This is a genomic window from Mycobacterium aquaticum, from assembly GCF_002086485.1.
Classification (GTDB): domain Bacteria; phylum Actinomycetota; class Actinomycetes; order Mycobacteriales; family Mycobacteriaceae; genus Mycobacterium; species Mycobacterium aquaticum.
This window is the reverse complement of the sequence record NZ_MVHF01000017.1, coordinates 57,444-73,820: the sequence shown is the minus strand read 5'-3', so window position 1 is coordinate 73,820 and position 16,377 is coordinate 57,444. Positions and strand designations below refer to the sequence as shown.

The window sequence follows — 16,377 nt, the reverse complement described above, 5'->3', positions numbered from 1 at the left end:
GGCCTACCAACAAGTAGGCTAGGTCCGATGGTCCCGCTCTGGTTCACGCTGTCCGCACTCTGTTTCGTGGGTGCGGCAGTGCTGCTGTACGTCGACATCGACCGTCGACGTGGGTTGGGGCGACGCCGCAAGTCGTGGGCGAAGTCGCATGGCTTCGACTACGAGCATGAGTCCGACGAGATCCTCAAGCGCTGGAAGCGCGGGGTGATGTCGACTGTCGGCGACGTCACGGCCAAGAATGTCGTGCTCGGCCAGATTCGTGGCGAGGCGGTATTCATTTTCGACATCGACGAAGTCGCCACGGTGATCGCGTTGCACCGCAAGGTCGGCACCAACGTCGTCGTCGACCTCCGACTCAAAGGCATCAAGGAGCCCCGGGAGAGCGACATCTGGCTGCTCGGCGCGATCGGACCGCGGATGGTGTACTCCACCAACCTCGACGCCGCCCGTCGCGCGTGTGACCGCCGGATGGTGACGTTCGCCCACACCGCTCCGGACTGCGCCGAGATCATGTGGAACGAGCAGCACTGGACGCTGGTGAGCATGCCCGTCACCAGCACCCGGGCCCAATGGGACGAGGGGCTGCGCACCGTGCGGCAGTTCAACGACTTGCTGCGGGTGCTGCCGCCGGTTCCGCAGAACGGCGCATCGGCACCGGCCAGCCAGGCCGCGCTGGTGCGTCGCGCCGGGTCGCCGAGTCGTCCGCTGCAGCCCACCTCGGCCGGTCGGCGCGAACTGCCGCCGGGCCGGGCCGACGCGCCTCCCGGCCGCGGTGACGTGAGCCGCTACACGCAGCCCCGTCAGGAACCCGCCCGCTCGGACACGATCCGCAGGCCCGCGCCCCCGCAGGCGCGCAATGGGCGCCACGCACCGCACTACCAGCGCTAGAAACTCAAAAAAGATCACCCCGTGAGCCCAGGCCCACGGGGTGATCTTTTTCGTGTACTACTTCTTCTTGACGTCGAACCGGTCGTTGTCGGTCACCTTGACCCACGCCGCGACGAAGTCGTCGACGAACCGTTGCGCACCGTCGGCCTGGGCGTACACCTCTGAGATCGCGCGCAGCACCGAATGCGAGCCGAAGACCAGGTCGTTGGCCGTCGCGGTCCACTTGAGGTCACCCGACGCCCGGTCGCGTCCCTCGTAGACGTTCTCCTGCGACTCCGCAGGCTTCCACTCGGTGCGACCGTCCAGCAGGTTGACGAAGAAGTCGTTGCTCAAGGTGCCGGGGCGATCGGTGAACACGCCGTGCTTGCTGCCGCCATGGTTGGCGCCCAAGGCCCGCAACCCGCCGATGAGCACTGTGAGCTCAGGCCCGGTGACTCCCAGCAGGGCGGCCCGCTCCAGCAGCAGCTGCTCCAGCGGCGTCTTCTCGCCGGCACGGACGTAGTTGCGGAAACCGTCGGCCCGCGGCTCCAGCACCGCGAACGACTCCACGTCCGTGTTCTCCTGGGTGGCGTCGGTGCGGCCCGGGGTGAACGGCACCGTCACCGAGACACCGCCGTCCTTGGCGGCCTTCTCGATCGCGGCGTTGCCGGCGAGCACGATGACGTCGGCCAGCGATACCTGCTTCGAACCTGCCGCGTTGAAGTCGGTCTGAATTTTCTCCAGCACCGGCAGCACCTTGTCGAGCTCGGACGGCTCGTTGACCTCCCAGCTGCGCTGCGGCTGCAGCCGCAGCCGGGCGCCGTTGGCGCCACCGCGCTTGTCGGTGCGGCGGAAGCTCGACGCGGACGCCCATGCGGTCTTGACCAGCTGCGGGATCGAGAGCCCGGAATCGAGGATCTTGGCTTTCAGCGTCGCCGCGTCGGCGTCGTCGATCAGCTCTCCCTCGACCGGCGGCACCGGGTCCTGCCACAGCTGCGGCTCGGCGACCCACGGCCCGAGATAGCGCGAGATCGGGCCCAGGTCACGGTGCAGCAGCTTGTACCAGGCCTTGGCGAACGCCTCGTTGAGTTCCTCGGGATGGTCCAGCCAGCGCCGGGTGATCTCGCCGAACTCCGGGTCCACCCGCAGCGCCACGTCGGTGACGAGCATCGTCGGTTTGCGGTTCGGCGCGCCGGGGAACGGCGGCGGGATGATGGCCTCTGCATCCTTGGCCTCGAACTGCCATGCCCCGGCGGGGCTCTTGGTCAGCTCCCACTCGTAGCCGTACAGGATCTCCAGGAAGGAGTTGCTCCACTTGGTCGGCGTGGGGGTCCACACCACTTCGAGGCCGGAGGTGATGGTGTCGCCGGCGTTCCCGGAGCCGAACGGGCACTTCCAGCCCAGACCCTGCTGTTCGATCGGGGCGGCCTCGGGCTCCGGGCCGACCAGGTCGGCGTCGCCCGCACCGTGGGTCTTGCCCAGCGTGTGACCGCCGACGATCAGCGCCGCGGTCTCCTCGACGTTCATCGCCATGCGGCCGAACGTCTCCTTGATGTCGACGGCTGCCTTCAGCGGATCTGGATTGCCTTCTGGGCCTTCGGGATTCACATAGATCAGACCCATGGTGGTGGCGCCGTATGGCTGCGCCAGCTCGCGCTCGCCGGAGTAACGCTTGTCGGTGCCCAGCCAGGTGTCCTCCTCGCCGAACAGCACCTCTTCGGGCTCCCACACGTCCTCGCGACCGAAGCCGAAACCGAACGTCTTGAATCCGGCCGATTCGAGGGCGACGTCGCCGGCGAAGATGATCAGATCCGCCCAGGAGATCTTGTTGCCGTACTTTTGCTTCACCGGCCACAGCAACCGCCGCGCCTTGTCGAGGTTGGCGTTGTCGGGCCAGCTGTTGAGCGGGGCGAACCGCTGCAGGCCCTGCCCGCCGCCGCCGCGTCCGTCGAAGATGCGGTAGGTGCCCGCGGCGTGCCAGCTCATCCGGATGAACAGGCCGGCGTAGCTGCCGTAGTCGGCCGGCCACCAGTCCTGCGAGGTGGTGATCACGTCGAGGACGTCGGCCTTGAGGGCATCGACGTCGAGTTTGGCGAATTCCGTTGCGTAGTCGAAGCTTTCACCTAGCGGGTTGGATGCCGGGGCATGCGGATGCAGCCGCGACACGTCGATCTGCTCCGGCCACCAGTCCTGGTTGGTCAGCGGCGCGTGCGACTGGGGCTTGGGCGAGGCGATGGCCGGGTTCTCGCTCTCGCTGCGGCTTGCGGTGTCGGCGTCGGGGTGGGGTGGGCGGCTGTGGGACGTATCGGATGACACAACATTTCCTTCCGGGTTTTCGATAGGGCTGTGATCAGGGGTGTGATCGGGAAGCCGAGGCGGAGCAGTCGGGACACAGGCCCCAATAGATGACCTCGGCCTCATCGACCACGAAACCGTCGATGGCCTCGTCGAGGTCGGACGGTGTCAGGCAGGGCGCAGCGCCGACCGCGCAGTCGATGTCGGCGATGGTGCCGCAGCTGCGGCACACGACGTGGTGGTGGTTGTCGCCGACGCGGGTCTCGTAGCGGGCCACCGAACCGAGAGGCTGGATCCGGCGCAGCAGCCCGACCGAGGTGAGGGCGTTGAGTACGTCGTAGACGGTCTGGCGGGAGACCTCGGGGAGCACCGTGCGCACCGCGCCGAAGATCGTCTCGGTGTCGGCGTGCGGATGGGTGCGCACTTCCTCCAGGACGGCGATACGCGGCCGGGTGACGCGCAGCCGGGCGGCACGGAGTTGGTCCGCATATTCCGCCGTCGACGTCACGGCCTCACTATTGCCCGTTATCTGGAATGGATAAACGTTTAGTTGCGGTCGTGCGTTTAAAAGCCCGAATGCGCCGTTCAGTAGTGTGGCGGGCATGTCCCGTCCCGTCGCGCTGATCACCGGACCGACGTCGGGGCTCGGAGCGGGATTCGCCCGCCGATATGCCCGTGACGGGTACGACCTGGTGCTCGTCGCCCGCGACACCGCCCGCCTGGAACAACTGGCCGCCGAACTGCACGACGAGGCGGGTGTCGAGGTCGAGGTGCTGCCTGCCGACCTGGCGGTGGCCGCCGACCGGGCCAGGGTCGCCGACCGGCTGCGGTCCGGCGTGCAGGTTCTGGTCAACAACGCCGCGTTCGGTACCTCCGGGGAGTTCTGGACCGCTGACTTCGCCCGGCTGCAGGCCCAATTGGATGTCAATGTCACCGCCGTGATGGAGCTGACGCACGCGGCGCTGCCGACGATGGTCGAGGCCGGCACCGGCACCGTGATCAACGTGGCCAGTGTCGCGGGCCTGATCCCGGGCCGGGGGTCGACGTATTCGGCGTCCAAGGCGTGGGTGGTCTCGTTCAGCGAAGGATTGGCAAACGGCCTGGCCGGCACCGGGGTGGGGGTGCACGCGCTGTGCCCGGGTTTCGTCCGCACCGAGTTCCATGCGCGGGCAGGTATCGATATGGCGGATACGCCGTCGTACATGTGGCTCGAGGTCGACGACGTGGTGCGCGAATGCCTGGCCGAGGTGGCCAAGGGCAGGGTTGTCATCGTGCCGGGGCTGCAGTACAAGCTGCTCACCACCGGCAGCCGGCTGGTGCCGCGCGATTTTGTGCGTGCCATGACAAGGGTGGTAGGCAAGGGCCGTGGCAGAACCTGAGACACGGTGCGGGCACTGATCGCGGCGGTGACGGCGGTACTCCTCGTCGTCGCCACGGCCTGCTCATCTGACGGTGCGCCGCACCGCACGTACGAGGCACTCACGGCGTCGTTCGGTGCTTCACTGGCCGTGCTGGGCTGGAACTTCAAGTTGGACAACCTGCGGTTCGACAACCAGCACGTCCTCGTCGACGTCGACGCCTCGGCCGCAGGCGACCAGCGCGCCAAGCCAGAGGATCTCCGGTTCGGCCTCTACGGCGCACTCGCGCACCCACTCGAAGTCAACGGATTGGCAGGCTGTGCCGGGGTGAACAGCCTGGGCATCCGGCCGCTGGCCGCCTCCGGTCCCGACAAACTCAGTGGCACAGTGTGTTTCGGGCCGTTGCGGGACCAGAGTCAGGTCCGCGGGGTGTACGTGTATTCGCCGCGCGAGCGCATCCCGAAGACCACGGTGGCCTACCCGGCTGCCTTCCCGGTCGGGATGCTGCCCACCGACGCAGGCGATACCGGTATCGCGATCAAGACGACGAGCGTCGACGCGTTCACTGCCGACGGTGCTCAACTGGCCCCGACCGCGATGGGCGCACCCGACGCTTTCAAGGGCAACGGCTACATGCTGCTCGGTCTCGAGATCGACGGCCTGGCAAAGCGTTACCGGGACGACTCGGCGCAGCGCGGCGGGCCGCTGATGGTCGTGGCGGCCCCGACGCTGCCGCCGCCGGGGCTCAGCTACGCCTGTTCGGCGTACGGGGCTTCGGTGCTGTTGCTGCCGGACGCGTCGCGCGAAGCGGTCAACACGCGGACTTCGCTGTGCACGCAGGGCGAGATCAACGCCGCGCTTCTGTACGCCACGGTGTCGGTGATCGGCACGCACGCCGCGCTGTGGACCAAGCCATGAGTGAGCCACTGGGGCCGACGGAATGGGGACAGTCACCGGGGGTCGGGCCGTGGCTCGGGCCGCTGCCCACGGGAGATGATGCCGCGCGCTACGACCCGGAACTCCTGCGCGACGGCGACACCCGCAACGTTGTCGACGCCTACCGATATTGGACCCGCGAGGCGATCGTGGCCGATATCGACCGGCGCAGACACGCGTTGCACATCGCGATCGAGAACTTCGGCAACGATGCGAACATCGGCGCGGTGGTGCGTACCGCCAACGCGTTCGCCGTCCATACCGTCCACATTGTCGGCCGGCGGCGGTGGAACCGCCGTGGCGCCATGGTCACCGATCGCTATCAGCGGTTGCGCCACCACGACACCACCGCCGAACTGCTGGCCTACGCCGCCGAGGCAGGACTGACCGTCGTCGCCGTGGACAACGTGCCGGGCGCGACCCGGCTCGAACAGACCGAATTGCCCCGAGACTGTCTGATGGTGTTCGGCCAAGAAGGCCCCGGTATCACGCCGGAGGCGCAGGCCGGCGCGGAACTGACGGTGTCCATCGCGCAGTTCGGATCGACCCGCAGCATCAACGCCGGGGTTGCTGCCGGAATCGCGATGCACGCTTGGATCACTCGACACGCCGACATTTCGGCGGCCTGGTAGGGCAGGATCGGGGTCATGGATCAGCTATGGGCCAACCGCGCGGGCAGCGCCGAAGCTGCGATCATCCAACGACATCTGAGCAAACTCTGGTACCTGCCGGGTACTCAACTCGGTGTGGTGGCCTGGCCGTCGACGCCGAAGTACCGGCATTTCGGCACCTGGCACTACTGGTGGCAGGCCCATCTGCTCGACTGCCTCGTCGACGCGCAGGTGCGGGATCCGCAACCGGACCGCAAGCTGCGGATCGAACGGCAGATCCGGTCGCATCATCTGCGCAACACCGGGTGGACCAACGACTATTACGACGACATGGCTTGGCTCGCACTGGCTTTGGAACGTGCGGGACGGCTTGCGGGGGTCGAGAAACCCGGTGCGCTCAAGAAGCTGTGTGAGCAGTTCGTCAACGCCTGGGTGCCCGAGGACGGCGGCGGAATCCCGTGGCGCAAGCAGGACCAGTTCTTCAATGCCCCGGCCAACGGCCCGGCAGGCATCTTCCTGGCCCGCTACGACGATCGGTTGCGCCGCGCCCAGCAGATGGCCGACTGGATCGACGAAACCCTGATCGACCCGGAAACCCACCTGGTGTTCGACGGCATCAAGGCCGGTTCGATGGTGCGGGCGCAGTACACCTACTGCCAGGGTGTGGTGCTCGGCCTCGAGGTGGAGCTTGCGGTGCGCACTCAGGACCCGAGGCATTCCGAACGGGTGCGCCGACTCGTCGCGGCGGTCGCCAAAGAGATGACCGAGGACGGCGTCATCAAAGGCGCCGGTGGCGGCGACGGTGGCCTGTTCAACGGGATCCTGGCGCGGTATCTCGCGCTGGTGGCGACGACGCTGCCGGGGGATACCGCCGAGGACGCCGCTGCGCGCGACACCGCGCGGTCGCTCGTTCTGAAATCCGCGGAGTCGGCATGGGATTACCGCCAGACGGTCGACGGCCTGCCGTTGTTCGGCCCGTTCTGGAATCGCAACGCCGAGGTGCCCACGTCGGCGGGGCAGGAAGCCGAATTCGTCGAGGGCGCGGTCAACGCGTCGGCGATCCCGGAACGGGACATGTCGGTGCAGGTGTCGGGGTGGATGCTGATGGAGGCCGCCCACACCCTGGCCGACGAAACCGAGGCGTGACCACGCTCAGGCTGTCTTGATTGCGTGCACGGTTTGGGCTTGCAGCTGATCGAGGCTGCTGGTGGGCAGTGCCGGATCGCCGAGGGTGCCCTTGACCACGGCCGCGTCGGCGCTGCTGATGACGATGAGTCCGCGCACGTGGGTGATGCGTAACGCATCGGTGCCTTCAGCGCATCGGTCGTAGCCCTGGACATTTTCGACGCGCAGCCAGCGCTGGGTGATGCGGATGGTCTCTTCACCATCGGCTACTGCCGAATCGGTGTCGAGCGTTTGGTGCATGTCGTGGCCGGAGCACAATGCCGGAATGTCGGTGAGATGTGCTGTGCAGGTTGCGATTTCACGGCGCACCTCAGCCAGGGCGGCAGTGCCGGGTAGTGCCCGGGAGATCGCGACCGCAGGAGGCAGAGTCTTGTCCGTGACCGCCGGGTTGGTCGGTCGGTGCCAGCTCGCCTGCGGATCGTACAGCGGGGCGTGTTCAGCCTGAGGGCATAGCAGCCACCGGCCGTCGGATCGACTTGCCTGGGCGTCGATGCTGACGCCGACGTCCAAGGGCGGCAGCAGAGACGAGATCTGGGCCCGGCTCCAGTCAGTGAGCGAAGGCGGCAACGCCGAGCGCGGCCGGGGCCGGCCCGCGCTACGCAGGATCTCGGAGAACACGTCGTTGGGTGACGTCGCGGACAGATCGGTTGTGCGGTAGAACGCCTGCACCATGACACCGTTGGGCAACTCGGTGGCAGCCATATGGGTGACGAAAGGCCATTGGTCGACGTCGCCCGCCTGGAATTTCTGGAGTACGTCTGCCGACTCGGCGATGAGCCAGGCCTGGATTCCGTTGTCGTTCATGGTCGCAGCGATGCCCCACATGCGGCAGTGGTCGGCCCACTCGTTCATCTGGGCCGTCATGTCAGCGCCGGTGCCCGCGACCATGAATCGAACGTGAAAGTCATCCCCGTTGTTGGCCGGGAACCGATTGCCTGAAGCCGGCGCAGGCCGGTAGGCGACATCGAGCTCCGAGTCTGGCCGGGCGCCCAGATTGGGCAGGCTCCGGCACTCCGGCGGTGCGTCTTCCCGTGCCGATGACGGCGGCAGGACCGCAAAATCCGATATCGGGCCGTACACGGTGACCATGTCGAACAGATCCGGCTCGATATCGGCCAGGCGGGGAACGCAACGCGCCAACTGGTCGGGGCCGCACTCTGCGAGTTGCGTTGGCGCCGGTTTCAGCGTCACCGGGCCGTCTTGGGTCGGCGGGGTAGGTGTTGCGCATCCACCGGCTACGACGCCAGCCGTGACCGCTGCCGCAATGGTTCTGCCCAATCCGCGCATGGTGGTATTTTCCCGGCTGTCCTGCCTGGGAGGAGGCAGCGATTTTCGGTCGGGCCGGAGTGAGTGGTCGTAGCTACGACGCAGGCAGCACCTTGGCCAGACTCTCGAGCGACGGCACCCGACCGTGCTCGATGTGGGCCAGCGCGAGCGCCCCGGCCAAATCCGGATTGCCTGCGTAGATCGCGTCGCACAGTGCGCGATGCTCCGCGTATTCCACTTCGGGATCACGGTCGGCGGTCAACGCGAACACCCAGCGCATACGGCCCAGCAGCGGCGCCATCGTGGTGGCCAACAGCGAATTGCCCGTCATCGCCACGATCTCGGCGTGGATCTCGGTGTTGGTCTGGCGGATCGCGACGATGTCGCCGGAGCGGGTGACGCGCAGGGCGGCGGCGACGATCTGCCGCAACGTGTCCCCGGCGCGGCCCGAGGCGACCGCGAGAGCCGCTTGCCGTGCGGCCAGAACCTCCAGCGACAACCTCAGATCGAACAGTTCGACCACGTCGCGGACCGTCAGCTGCGTGACGACCGCACCGCGGTTCGGGCTGGTGGTGACGAAACCTTCGACCTCGAGCTGGCGCAGGGCTTCGCGTACCGGTATCCGGGACATCTGCAGGTTTTCCGAGAGGTCGCGCTCGCGCAGCCGGCTACCCGGCGGGTACCGCCCCTCGATGATGCCCTCGCGTATGGCGTGTGCCGCCACCTGGGACATGGAGGTGGTGCCCTCGCCTCCGATCGCCTGCTCTGTCGACATGCTTCGCCCTCCCCGCCGGGCGGCATGCCCATGGTCAGGAAGCCCGGCTGATCAAGGCTAGTCAGCCGGTTGTTCCGCTCACCGGAATGGGTCCCCGCCACTCGCACAGCGCGGCTGGACGCGTGCTACACCCGGGTGAACGCGGGCTGCTGCAGGCCTGCGACCGTGATGTGGCGGCCGAGCAACGCCACCTCGCGGAACTGCAGCAGGATGGCGCCGGTCGGGGCGTGAACGACCATGTTGCTCCGCAGCGGCATCTGCAACAGCGGACCTTCCGGGGTCGGGGCCCACCGGGGCAGATCGTCACTGACCAGACGGTCCAGCGGGATCCGGTGCAGTGACTGCACCTCGGCCGGATTGCGTTGCAGTCTGGGAGATCCCGTCACCACGGCCACGATCGGGGTGATCACGAAGCCGGAGTCGGTGACGAAGTCGTCGAGCGCACCGACGATGTGATCCTCGGTCAGCTGCAGACCGACTTCTTCATACAGTTCGCGCAGGGCCGCTTCGGTAGCGGTCTCGCCGGGGTCGATGCGGCCGCCGGGCAGCGCCCACTGGCCGCTGTTGAGACCGCGCGGAGCGCGTTTGATCATCAGCACATGGGCATCGCGATCGGCGTCGAGCACACTCACCGTGACGGCTGCGGTGCGGCCGCGCACGGGGGTGGTTACGCACTTCTCATCCGTCGCACGGGTGAAGGTGGCAATGTTGCGCCGGATGGTGCCCGACCATGCGGCAGCTGACAGCTCAGCCACGGACCGGTGCCGGTTCCGGTGTCAGGCCCGAGACCTCTTCCAGGGTCTTGCCTTTGGTTTCGGGGGCCATGAACAGACACACCACGAAGGCCGCGGCAGTCAGGATCGCACCGAAGAGCATGGTGGTCCCGGTGCCGAGTGACGACATGCTGATCGGTAACAGGTAGGTACCCGTCGCGGCGCCGAATCGGCTGATTCCGGTGGCGAAACCGACTGCGGTGGCCCGTAATTCGGTGGGGAACAACTCGTTGGGGTAGATCCACACCAGGATGCTGGGGCCGCCCGAGATGAATGCGTACGCGCAGAAGCATCCGACGATGAACCACAGTGGGCCACCTGCCCACAGCCACAGGCCGGCCAGCGGCAGAACCATCAGCCCGAGCGGCACCACCGCGATGGGACGCCGGCCCAAGCGCTCGACGAGGTAGAGGGCCGGGATCGACCCGGCGACGATCAGGCCGATGATGACCGTCTCGACCATCAGTCCCATGGGACCCTCACCGGAGATCTTGAAGCCCTGCAGGATTGAGGGCAGGAAGGTCAACAGCGCGTAGAGCGGGGTGACCACCGCCAGATACAGCGCCGAGCACATGATGAGCCGCCGCCCGTATTGACCTTTGAGGATCGCCGACAGGCTGACCTTCGGCTTGGTCTGGACATCGTCGCCCGGCACCTGGCTCAGGTCGAGTTTGACGCCGTAGATCCGTTCCACCACAGCTTCGGCGTCGGCGACCCGGCCGTTGTTCATCAGCCATCGCGGAGATTCCGGAATGCCCCGCCGGATGAGGATGACGATCACTCCGAGCACCGCGCTCGACGCCAGCAGCCAGCGCCAGTTCTGGTTGCCGCCGGAGACGGCCACGACGACGGCACCGACGACGTAGGCGGCGACGGCGCCCGCCGACCAGGCCACCGCGGACATGCCGACCATGGCACCGCGCTTCTTCGACGGGGTGAACTCGGTCAACAGCGAGGTCGCGATCGGATAGTCAGCGCCGATGGCAGCGCCGATGACGAACCGAAGCACGATCAATTGCCAAGGGGCGGTGACGAATACCGACAGTGCGCAGCCCGCGACGAGGACCAGCAGGTCGAGCGCGTACATCTTTTCGCGGCCGACCCGGTCGGTGATCACACCGAAGACCGTGGCGCCGAAGAAGATACCGATCAACGATGCGGCACCGATCAGTCCGGATTCGGTGGTGCTGGGATTCATGTCCTCGCCCACACCGATCAGGGCCACGCCGATTATGCTCATCACGTACCCGTCGAGGAACGGGCCGCCGCAGCAGGCGATGAGCAGTTTGGTCAGAAACCCACGGTTGGTGGGCCGGTCCAAGACGTCGAGCGGGTTCATCGGGGTTCTCCAGAAGCTGGTGCGGTGTTGTTGAGCAGGGCGTAGGCGATTTGTTCCAGCACCAGCGAGGCAGATTGGGATGCGTTGATGCTGGCGTCGAGTACCTGTTTGGTGACCGACATGGTCATCGGCTGGTACTCGGCGAGTTCGTTGGCGACGGTCAGCGCGGTCGCCAGATGCTCTCCGGCAGAAGCGATCTCGGTGATCAGACCCCACGCTTCGGCGATTGCGGTGCCGATGCGGCGCCCGCGCAGGACGAGGTCACGGGTGCGGCCGGGCCCGAGGATCCGGGTGGCGCGGGTGACACCTCCGGACGACGGCAGGATGCCGATGCCCACCTCGGGAAATCCGAATACCGCTGCGGGATCGGCGATGCGGATGTCGGCGGCCAACGCCAGTTCGAGTCCGCCGCCCAGGCAGTAGCCGGTGATGGCCGCGACGGTGGGTTGCGGCAGAGCGGCGAAGACTTCGTACACCGATCCGGATTCACGGTAGTAGTTGGCGATGGCGGCCGGAGTCATGTCCCGCAGCTCCGTGATGTCGGCACCCGCCGAAAACACCGTATCCCCACCGGTGATCACGACTGCCCGGCTGGAGGTCAGCTCAGGCGTATGCAGGGCCCGGAGCAGTTCGGCCTCCATGTAGGTGGACAGCGCATTGCGTTTGCGTTCGCGGCGCAGTGTCACGACGGCGACGTTGCCCTCGCGACGTACTTCCACGCTGCCTTTGTGCTCCGAGCTGGTGTGTGCCCCGGCCGCCATCTGGCTACTCCCCGTCCGTGGCGTAGGGGAAGGACAGCAGCTTCTCGAGACCGCGCTTCTTGGTCTCGTTCGCGATGACCAGGCGCTGGATCTCGGAGGTGCCCTCCCAGATCCGGTCGACGCGCAGTTCGCGCCACAGCCGCTCCACCGGGTAGTCGCGGATGTAGCCGCGGCCGCCGAAGATCTGCACCGCCCGGTCCGCGACGCGGTTGGACGCCTCGGAGGCAGCGAGCTTCACGGTTGCTGCCTTGGCGTGCAAGGTCTTTCGCTGCTCGGCGTCATTGGGGTCGGCCTGGTCGAACTCCCACGCCACCTGGTGGGTCAGGGCGCGGTTGGTGGCGATGTCGCAGACCGAGTCGGCGATCATGCCCTGGATCAGCTGGCGGTTGATCAGCGTGTCGCCGCCCTGGACCCGCTCGCGCGCCCAGTCCACGGCCAGCGTCAGCGCACGCTCGGCCGCCCCGATGGTGCGGGCGCCGATCATCAGGCGCTCCTCGGTGAACCAGTCGCGGGTGAGCTCAAGCCCCTCGCCGATGCCGCCGAGCACGGCCTCGGGGCCCACTTTGACGTCCTTGAAGGTGAATTCGGGATGCTCGTAGACGAAGGTGTGGGTGAAGCGCGGCACGTTGGTGATGCTTACGCCGGGGCTGGGCACGTCGATCAGGAACATGGTCGGGGCGTTGTCGGGCTGCACATAGGCCAGCACGATCAGGTAGTCGGCGACGTCACCGACGGTGACGAACCACTTCTCGCCGTTGATGATGTAGCCGCCGTTGCCATCTGGCGTCGCCGTGGTCTTGGCCGCGGAGAAGTCGGAGCCCGCGTCGGCCTCGGAGATGGCCACCGCGTCGCGGCGGTCGCCCCGCGCACCCGGGATCAGGTAGCGCTCACGCTGTTCGGGGGTGGCGTGGGCCAGCGGGTTGGCCGGGCGCCACACGGCGTCCCACAGCGCGTTGGTCAACTTGCCCAGCTCGTCCTGAACGACGACCTGTTCCAGCACGCTCAGCCCGGCCCCGCCGAATTCGACGGGGGTGTTGATGGCCTGCAGGCCGGCCTCCAGCACGGCGGCCTTGATGACGGCGTGCGACTCGGCCGAGAGGCCGTTGTTCTGCTCGCACTCGAGCTCGAACGGGATGATCTTCTCGGTCAGTGCGCGGGCGCGGTCCTTCAGCTCGGCGAGCCGTGGCGTGTATGCGAATTCCATTGGGGGAGATTTCCTTTCGTGGGTATTGAGTGATGTCGGTCAGGGGGCGAGAACGATGCGGGCGTCGAGGCCGAGCGCGCCGGCCGGGGTGCCCAGCAGCGGATTCACCTCGAGCTCGGTGATCTCGGGATGGTGGGCGGCTACCGAGGTGACCGCCGCGATGGCGGCCGCGGCGGCGCCGAGGTCGACCGGCGGACGCCCGCGGACCCCGCGCAGCAGCGCCGCGGCGCGCAGGCCGTCGAGCATGTCGCGCGCGGTCGCGTGGTCGACAGGGGCCAAGGCGAACGCGACGTCCTTGAGCACCTCGGTGAAGATGCCGCCGAGGCCGACCATGGCGACCGGGCCGAACCGGGGATCGCTCTGCACGCCGACGATCAGTTCGACGCCGTCGCGCAGATCGGCCATCGCCTCGACGCAGAACCCGGGCGGATTCAGGCGTTGCTGCATGTCCTGCACCGCCGCGCGCAGCTGATCCTCGTCCGCCAGGCCGAGTGCGACGCCGCCGGAGTCCGACTTGTGCAGCAGGCCCATGGCTTTCAGCACGACGGGGTAGCCGATGTCTTCCGCGGCCGCGGCTGCGGCGTCGGCCGATTCGATCAGCGCTGCTCCCGGGAAGCTCAGGCCCGCAGCGCGGAACAGTTCACGCGCCTCCCAGTAGCTGTCGGATGCTGCTGCGTGCTCGGCGGTTTCGGCCAACGTGGGCAGTGCCGGCGGGGTCTTGCCGTCACCGAATATGGCCAGGGTCCGGGCGGCGTCCTCGACCGCGGCGAACACCGGCAGGCCGGATTCGGCCAGCACGCGGGCGCCCTCGCTGCTGTGGTGCATGGTGTGCACCACGACGGGCTTGCCGTGCTCCCTGGCGATACGGGCCATCTCGTGCGCGGTCTCGATCTCGCGGGCGGCCAGCGCGTCGCCGTAACCGCCGTAGCCACCGAAGTACCCGGTGATCAGCACGGCGTCGAGGTGCTCGTTGGACAGCGTGGTCTCCAGCACCCTGGCGAACGATGTGATGTCCTGCTCGCCGGCCCCGGCCAGGTCGACCGGGTTGGTCACCGCGGCCGACGGAGGCAGCAGGGCACGCAACGCGTCGCTCACCGAGGCGTCGAACTCCGGCACGCTCAGGCCGGCCGCCTCGACGATGTCCGATCCGACGCCGGCGTGACCACCACCGTCGGCGACCACGCCGACGCGCCTGACCCCGGTGGAGCCGAAGCTCAGCAGTGCCGCTGCGGCGTCGGCGAGTTCGCGCGGCGAGTGCACCCGGCGGATTCCGGCGGCGCGGCACGCGGCCGCGATCACGGCACTGTCGGAAGTCAGTGCGCCGGTGTGGGATTGGGCGCCGCGGATCGATGCCTCGCTGCCTCCGACGGTCAGCAGCAGCACCGGCTTGCCCGCGGCAGCGGCCTCGGCGGCGGCTGCCACGAACGCTCGGCCATCGCCGAAATCCTCGCAGTACACCGTGATCACGTCGGTGCCCTGATGTCGCGTGCAGGAGCGGATGACGTCGGCGACGCCCAGGTCGGCCTGGTTGCCCAGGGAGACGAATCGGGAGAACCCGTGGCCCCGCGCGGCCAGGAAGCCCGACAGCTCAAGGGCCATGTTGCCGCTCTGGGACAGCAGCGCGACGCGGCCCGTCGGCATCGGATTCGACGCGAGGTAGAGCTCGGTGGTGGAATCCAGCACCCCCAGGCAGTTCGGGCCGAGCAGCAGCGCTCCCGCGTCGCGCACCCGCTTGACGATGCGTTCCTGCAGGGCCCGGCCCTCGGCGCCGAGCTCGGCGAATCCCGCGGTGACACCGACGATGGCCTTCGCGCCTGCGGCGAGGGCGTCCTTGACGGCCTCCTCGAATCCCGCGGCGGGTACTGCGACGGCCACCAGGTCGACCGGCTCGGCCACATCGGTGAGCGCTTTCACGGTCTGCCGGCCCAGCACTGGTTCACCGCGCCGGTTCACCAGGTGCAGGGTGCGGGTGCCAGGCATGCGGAGGGCCTGCACGCTCAGCCAGTTGCCGTACTTGGTCTCGTCGTTGCTGGCACCGATGATCGCGACAGAGCGCGGGTCGAACAGGGCGGTGAGGTCACGGGGCGCGCAAGCGGTCATGCGTTGTCCTCCAATTGCGGTGCGGGATGAGAGTTGCCCCAGGCGTCGGCACCGCCGTCGATGACGACGGTGGTGCCGGTGATGTAGCCGGCGGCCGGTGAAGCGAGGAAGGCGATCGTGGGCGCAACGTCCTGGGCGGTGCCGAGGCGTCCGAGCGGGACAGCGGCCGCCCATTGGGCTCGGGCGTCTTCGGTGTAGTTGGCGTCCATGCCCTCGGTGGCGATGGTTCCCGGGGCGATGCAGATGCTGCGGATCCGATACTTGCTCCACTCCAGCGACAGCCCGCTGGCCAGGTTCTCCAGGGCCGCGCGGGCGCTGGTGGCGTGGACGAACGAGGCGATGCCGCGCCGCGGCGAGAACGCCATGAAGAAGATCACGCCGCTGCGCTGCGGGATCATGGCGCGTGTCGCCACCTCGCGGGTGACCGCCCAGGTGCCGTCGACGGCCAGTCGGTGTACGGCCCGCCAGCCCTTGAGGCTGATGTCCTCGGCGGGTGCGGAGAACTGTCCGCCGGCGTTGTTGACGAGGACGTCGATGCGGCCGAACCGGTCGAGCGTTCGGGTGACCATCTCTGCGACCTGTTCCTCCTCCCGGATGTCCGTCGGCACCGCCAGCGCGCGTGCGCCGAGTGCCTCGATCTCGGCGACGGTGTCCTTGAGCCGTTCGGCCCGGCGCCCGCTGATGACGACGTCGGCGCCACAGCGCGCGAACTCCAGCGCGGTCGCGCGGCCGATGCCGGTGCCGCCACCGGTGATCAGTACGACCTTGTCGCGGTGCAGCGTCGGGCTCAGGGCGTTCGAAGCTGGACTCGACGGTTCTCCCACGATCACTCCTCGCGTCTGACTGATGCATCAGTTATAGCGTGACCACGCGCACGTAAGTCAACTGTATGTGACATACATCACAG

15 protein-coding genes are annotated in these 16,377 nt (G+C 67.8%); 5 read left to right on the top strand and 10 right to left on the bottom strand.

The window, feature by feature from the left end:
• Positions 1-27: 27 nt before the first annotated feature.
• A complete protein-coding gene (gene ttfA / locus BST13_RS17825; protein ID WP_083165354.1) occupies positions 28-888 on the top strand; it encodes a trehalose monomycolate transport factor TtfA in 861 nt (286 codons plus the stop codon).
• 57 nt (positions 889-945) lie between these two features.
• Here the strand turns inward: ttfA and katG are convergent, their stop codons facing one another.
• Together katG and BST13_RS17815 are read right to left on the bottom strand one after the other, a co-directional pair.
• The gene (katG, locus tag BST13_RS17820; protein WP_083165353.1) at positions 946-3,183 is read right to left on the bottom strand and encodes a catalase/peroxidase HPI; all 2,238 of its coding nucleotides are present in this window, start codon (positions 3,181-3,183) and stop codon (positions 946-948) included.
• Between the two features lie 34 nt (positions 3,184-3,217).
• Positions 3,218-3,670, bottom strand: coding sequence for a Fur family transcriptional regulator (locus BST13_RS17815; protein WP_083165352.1), 453 nt, complete (start codon positions 3,668-3,670; stop codon positions 3,218-3,220).
• A 94-nt stretch (positions 3,671-3,764) separates the two neighbouring features.
• On the opposite strand from BST13_RS17815, the gene BST13_RS17810 reads away from it, so the two are divergent.
• Genes BST13_RS17810 through BST13_RS17795 form a run of 4 tightly spaced genes read left to right on the top strand, consistent with a single transcriptional unit; the run spans position 3,765 to position 7,213 of the window.
• Positions 3,765-4,541 carry an SDR family NAD(P)-dependent oxidoreductase gene (locus BST13_RS17810; protein WP_083165351.1) on the top strand — a complete coding sequence of 259 codons (777 nt, stop codon included), beginning with the start codon at positions 3,765-3,767 and terminating at the stop codon, positions 4,539-4,541.
• 6 nt (positions 4,542-4,547) lie between these two features.
• Positions 4,548-5,438 (top strand): hypothetical protein, encoded by an 891-nt coding sequence (locus BST13_RS17805; protein WP_083165350.1) that lies wholly within the window; start codon positions 4,548-4,550, stop codon positions 5,436-5,438.
• Positions 5,435-6,088, top strand: coding sequence for a TrmH family RNA methyltransferase (locus tag BST13_RS17800; protein ID WP_083165349.1), 654 nt, complete (start codon positions 5,435-5,437; stop codon positions 6,086-6,088). The genes BST13_RS17805 and BST13_RS17800 overlap by 4 nt, the downstream gene beginning before the upstream one ends.
• A gap of 15 nt (positions 6,089-6,103) precedes the next feature.
• Entirely contained in the window at positions 6,104-7,213 is a 1,110-nt protein-coding gene (locus BST13_RS17795) for a glycoside hydrolase family 76 protein (protein ID WP_083165348.1), read from the top strand.
• A gap of 6 nt (positions 7,214-7,219) precedes the next feature.
• Here the strand turns inward: BST13_RS17795 and BST13_RS17790 are convergent, their stop codons facing one another.
• From BST13_RS17790 to BST13_RS17755, 8 genes are all read right to left on the bottom strand, one after another.
• On the bottom strand, positions 7,220-8,443 hold the full coding sequence (locus BST13_RS17790; protein ID WP_245839710.1) for a hypothetical protein: 1,224 nt from the start codon (positions 8,441-8,443) through the stop codon (positions 7,220-7,222).
• Between the two features lie 169 nt (positions 8,444-8,612).
• Entirely contained in the window at positions 8,613-9,293 is a 681-nt protein-coding gene (locus tag BST13_RS17785; protein WP_083165347.1) for a GntR family transcriptional regulator, read from the bottom strand.
• A gap of 125 nt (positions 9,294-9,418) precedes the next feature.
• A complete protein-coding gene (locus tag BST13_RS17780; protein ID WP_245839709.1) occupies positions 9,419-10,048 on the bottom strand; it encodes an NUDIX hydrolase in 630 nt (209 codons plus the stop codon).
• Positions 10,041-11,405, bottom strand: a complete 1,365-nt coding sequence (locus BST13_RS17775) for an MFS transporter (protein WP_083165346.1) — start codon at positions 11,403-11,405, stop codon at positions 10,041-10,043. Before BST13_RS17775 ends, BST13_RS17780 begins: the two co-directional genes overlap by 8 nt.
• Positions 11,402-12,166 (bottom strand): enoyl-CoA hydratase/isomerase family protein, encoded by a 765-nt coding sequence (locus BST13_RS17770; RefSeq protein WP_083165345.1) that lies wholly within the window; start codon positions 12,164-12,166, stop codon positions 11,402-11,404. The genes BST13_RS17775 and BST13_RS17770 overlap by 4 nt, the downstream gene beginning before the upstream one ends.
• A 4-nt stretch (positions 12,167-12,170) precedes the next feature.
• Positions 12,171-13,370: an acyl-CoA dehydrogenase family protein gene (locus BST13_RS17765; RefSeq protein WP_083165344.1), complete on the bottom strand. Its 1,200-nt coding sequence runs from the start codon at positions 13,368-13,370 to the stop codon at positions 12,171-12,173.
• A 39-nt stretch (positions 13,371-13,409) separates the two neighbouring features.
• A complete protein-coding gene (locus BST13_RS17760; RefSeq protein ID WP_083165343.1) occupies positions 13,410-15,470 on the bottom strand; it encodes an acetate--CoA ligase family protein in 2,061 nt (686 codons plus the stop codon).
• Positions 15,467-16,294, bottom strand: coding sequence for an SDR family NAD(P)-dependent oxidoreductase (locus BST13_RS17755; RefSeq protein ID WP_245839708.1), 828 nt, complete (start codon positions 16,292-16,294; stop codon positions 15,467-15,469). The genes BST13_RS17760 and BST13_RS17755 overlap by 4 nt, the downstream gene beginning before the upstream one ends.
• Positions 16,295-16,377: the final 83 nt, after the last annotated feature.

Bases quoted from the DNA above. Each gene is read 5' to 3' on its own strand.
- BST13_RS17800 (WP_083165349.1), top strand. From the start codon at position 5,435: ATGAGTGAGCCACTGGGGCCGACGGAATGGGGACAGTCACCGGGGGTC.
- BST13_RS17770 (WP_083165345.1), bottom strand. From the start codon at position 12,166: ATGGCGGCCGGGGCACACACCAGCTCGGAGCACAAAGGCAGCGTGGAA.
- BST13_RS17795 (WP_083165348.1), top strand. From the start codon at position 6,104: ATGGATCAGCTATGGGCCAACCGCGCGGGCAGCGCCGAAGCTGCGATC.
- BST13_RS17765 (WP_083165344.1), bottom strand. From the start codon at position 13,370: ATGGAATTCGCATACACGCCACGGCTCGCCGAGCTGAAGGACCGCGCC.
- BST13_RS17785 (WP_083165347.1), bottom strand. From the start codon at position 9,293: ATGTCGACAGAGCAGGCGATCGGAGGCGAGGGCACCACCTCCATGTCC.
- BST13_RS17775 (WP_083165346.1), bottom strand. From the start codon at position 11,405: ATGAACCCGCTCGACGTCTTGGACCGGCCCACCAACCGTGGGTTTCTG.
- BST13_RS17760 (WP_083165343.1), bottom strand. From the start codon at position 15,470: ATGACCGCTTGCGCGCCCCGTGACCTCACCGCCCTGTTCGACCCGCGC.
- BST13_RS17810 (WP_083165351.1), top strand. From the start codon at position 3,765: ATGTCCCGTCCCGTCGCGCTGATCACCGGACCGACGTCGGGGCTCGGA.
- ttfA (WP_083165354.1), top strand. From the start codon at position 28: ATGGTCCCGCTCTGGTTCACGCTGTCCGCACTCTGTTTCGTGGGTGCG.